Here is a 3,060-nt window from a genome sequence, read left to right on the forward strand (position 1 = left end):
TCGACGGGACCGACCTGGGAGCGCGAGGCGGCGATCAGCTCGGCGGTGCGCACCGCGGTGCCGCTGGGGGAATCGACCTTGGTCTCACGGTGAGCCTCGACGATCTCGATCGAGGGGAAGAACGGGGCGGATGCCGCGGCGAGCGCGGTTCCGAGCACGGAGCCGAGCGAGAAGTTCGGGATGAACACGGCGCCGGTGCCCGCGTCCTGCACGAGCGGGCGCACGAGGGCGATGCGCTCGGCCGACCACCCGGAGGTTCCCACGAGCAGCTGCTTCCCCCGCTCGACGGCGCGGCGCACGACGTCGATCGAGACGGCGGGGGTCGAGGTGTCGATCACGAGGTCGGCGGCATCCATCTCCGAAAGATCGCTCGCCGACGACAGCGCCGCAATCAGTTCGAAGCCTTCTGTCTCGGCCACGACCCCGCTCACGATGCTGCCGAGCTTGCCGGTCGCGCCGACGAGGGCCACGCGTGTCGTCATGCCACCAGCCTACGGGGCTACGCTCGAAGGCATGGTGAGCCTGCGCCCCGCACCCGTCGACGACCCCGCCGCGCGCGAGCTGCTCGAGGAGTACTTCGCCATGCGGGCCGAGACCTTCCCCGGCCCGGCGTACCGCACCGTCTTCCCCGACCCGGCGGCCTTCACTCCCGACGCGGGGGTGTTCCTGATGGTCGAGGACGACGAAGGGCGCGCGGTCGGCTGTGGCGGCATCCGGCGCATCGCCGGCGGCCCTGACGGGCGCCGATACGAGGTGAAGCACCTGTACCTGCGGCCCGAGACGCGCGGTCGCGGGTGGGGCCGGCTGTTGCTGGGTGGGCTCGAGGATGCCGCGCGGCAGTGGGGGGCGGCCGAGCTCGTCCTCGACACCCACCACAGCCTCGAAGCGGCGGGGCGGCTGTACGCGGCCTCGGGGTTCGTCGCCATCGAGCCGTACAACGACAACAGCAACGCGACCCGGTGGTACGGGAAGGTGCTCGGCGAGCGATCGGCTCCGCGCAGCGATGCGGGGTCGGCACACAGCCGTTCCGAGTAGACGAGCTGCCCGCTGGGGCGAATACTCACGCGGCGTGACGAATACTCACTCGGCGCCTCGAATACTCACTCGCGAGCGGTCAGCGGCCGCCGCGCAGCGCGGTCACCGGCTCGATGCGAGAGGCACGCCGAGCCGGGAACCAGCCGGCGACGAGACCGACCACAGCGCCGAGGACCGCGCCGCCGACGGCGATCCACGGGTCGATGATCGGTGTCCATTGCTGTGCCACCGAGAACAGTACGACCGACACCACGGCCAGCGCGGCTCCCAGCAGACCGCCGAGCAGCCCGATGATGATCGACTCCACCACGAACTGCGATGCGATCTGCCGTCCCGTCGCGCCCAGCGCCCGGCGCAGGCCGATCTCGGGCACGCGCTCGATGACGTTGAGCATCGTCACGTTCGCGATGCCCAGCGCACCCGCCAGCAGCACGATGCCTCCGAGGATGAGGAAGACCACGTTGACGTCGGCGCTGACGCTGTCGCCGAGGACTGAGCGCGCCGACGGCGCGGCGACTTCCAGGTTCTCGGGCGCGCCGGGCGACAGCGCGATGGCCGACTGCTCGCCCACCTGCGGCCCGGTTCCCATGGATATCCGGATCTGCATCTCGCCGGGGGCCGTCAGCGCCCGCTCCGCGCGCGCCGTCTGCATCGGCATGACGACGGCGTCGAGCAGCCCGCCGCGGGCCTGCACCCCGTCGAAGACCCCGACGACGGCGTAGGGGACTCCCCCGATGAACACCGACGGCTGCCGGTCCACCCGGTTAATCCCCAAGCGCTCCGCCGCGCGCGCACCGAGCACCACGACACGGTCCGCCCGCTGGTCGTGCCCGGCGTCGAACATGCGACCGGTCACCAGTTGCCCGCCGATCACGTCGAGCAGGCCTGCCGTCGCGGCGACGAGGGCGGGCGACGCGACCGCGGGCGCCGAGGGGTCGTTCACCGGCACGGCGGTGATGGAGTCATCACCGAGCGACAGGTCGGCGACGAGCGTCGCCGCCACCACGCCGACGAGCCGTGTGACGCGGTCGACGCCGTCCCACGGCAGCCGGGCCGTGGCCGCGCTGCCGCCCGACGCGGTCGCGGTCTCGCCGGGCGAGACCACCACCTGCGTCGCCTTCACCGCGTCGAATTGACGCTCGATCTGGTGCGCGGCCGTCTGCGCGAAGCCGATCGTCGCGACCAGGGCACCGATGCCGAGCACCGTTCCCACGAGCGTCATCGCCAGCCGGCCCGGCCTGGAGCCGATGTCCGCGGTCGCCTCGACCACGAGATCCTGGAAGGTGAAGCGATCGGCGCGCCGCACGTGGGGCACGAGATCGGTCGCTGCCGTGGTGTCGCCTTCCGCGGAGTCGGATGCCGCAGCGGAGTCGGATGCCACGGGCTTACGCCGCAGCCGAGGACGCCACCGCATCAGGACTCCTCGCTCAGGCGACCGTCGGCGATGCGCACGCGCCGGTCGGCGCGGGCGGCCACGGTGCTGTCGTGGGTGATGACGACGAGGGTGAGCCCGTCGGCGCGCAGGTCGTCGAACAGCTCCATCACCTCTTCGGAGGTGGCGGCATCCAGGTTTCCCGTCGGCTCGTCAGCCAGCAGCACGCTGGGGGTGCTGACCACGGCGCGCGCGACGGCGACACGCTGCCGCTCGCCACCGGAAAGCGTCGTGGGAAGGAAATCGAGGCGGTGCTCCAGCCCCACCCGCTCGAGCGTGTCACGGGCCCGGCGTTCGCGCTCGTGCCGCGGCACCCCGCTGTAGAGCATCGGCATGAGCACGTTGTCCAAGACGGTGCGCCGCGGCATGAGGTGGAACGACTGGAACACGAACCCGATCCGGCGCGCACGCACCGCCGCGCGCTCGTTCTCGGTGAGGGTCCCGGTCACGACACCGTCGATGCGGTACTCCCCCACGCTCGGGCGGTCCAGCAGCCCCAGCATGTTCAGCATCGTCGACTTGCCCGACCCACTCGGCCCGACGATGGAGACGTAGTCCCCGCGGGCGATGCGCAGGTTGACGCCCTTGAGCGC

General features: G+C 71.8%; 4 protein-coding genes. 1 reads left to right on the plus strand and 3 read right to left on the minus strand.

Going from position 1 to position 3,060, the window contains the following annotated elements:
- The coding region (locus tag NQ160_RS21395; protein WP_306853957.1) for a 4-hydroxy-tetrahydrodipicolinate reductase at positions 1–482 on the minus strand (482 nt) is incomplete at its 3' end.
- 31 nt (positions 483–513) lie between these two features.
- On the opposite strand from NQ160_RS21395, the gene NQ160_RS21400 reads away from it, so the two are divergent.
- Entirely contained in the window at positions 514–1,035 is a 522-nt protein-coding gene (locus NQ160_RS21400; protein WP_257517084.1) for a GNAT family N-acetyltransferase, read from the plus strand.
- Between the two features lie 79 nt (positions 1,036–1,114).
- On the opposite strand, the gene NQ160_RS21405 is transcribed toward NQ160_RS21400, so the two are convergent.
- Together NQ160_RS21405 and NQ160_RS21410 are read right to left on the minus strand one after the other, a co-directional pair.
- Positions 1,115–2,449 carry an ABC transporter permease gene (locus tag NQ160_RS21405; protein WP_257517085.1) on the minus strand — a complete coding sequence of 445 codons (1,335 nt, stop codon included), beginning with the start codon at positions 2,447–2,449 and terminating at the stop codon, positions 1,115–1,117.
- A partial coding sequence (locus NQ160_RS21410; RefSeq protein ID WP_257517086.1) for an ABC transporter ATP-binding protein occupies positions 2,449–3,060 on the minus strand: 612 nt, incomplete at its 5' end. The genes NQ160_RS21410 and NQ160_RS21405, both read right to left, overlap by 1 nt.

The organism is Microbacterium sp. zg.Y909 (assembly GCF_024626565.1).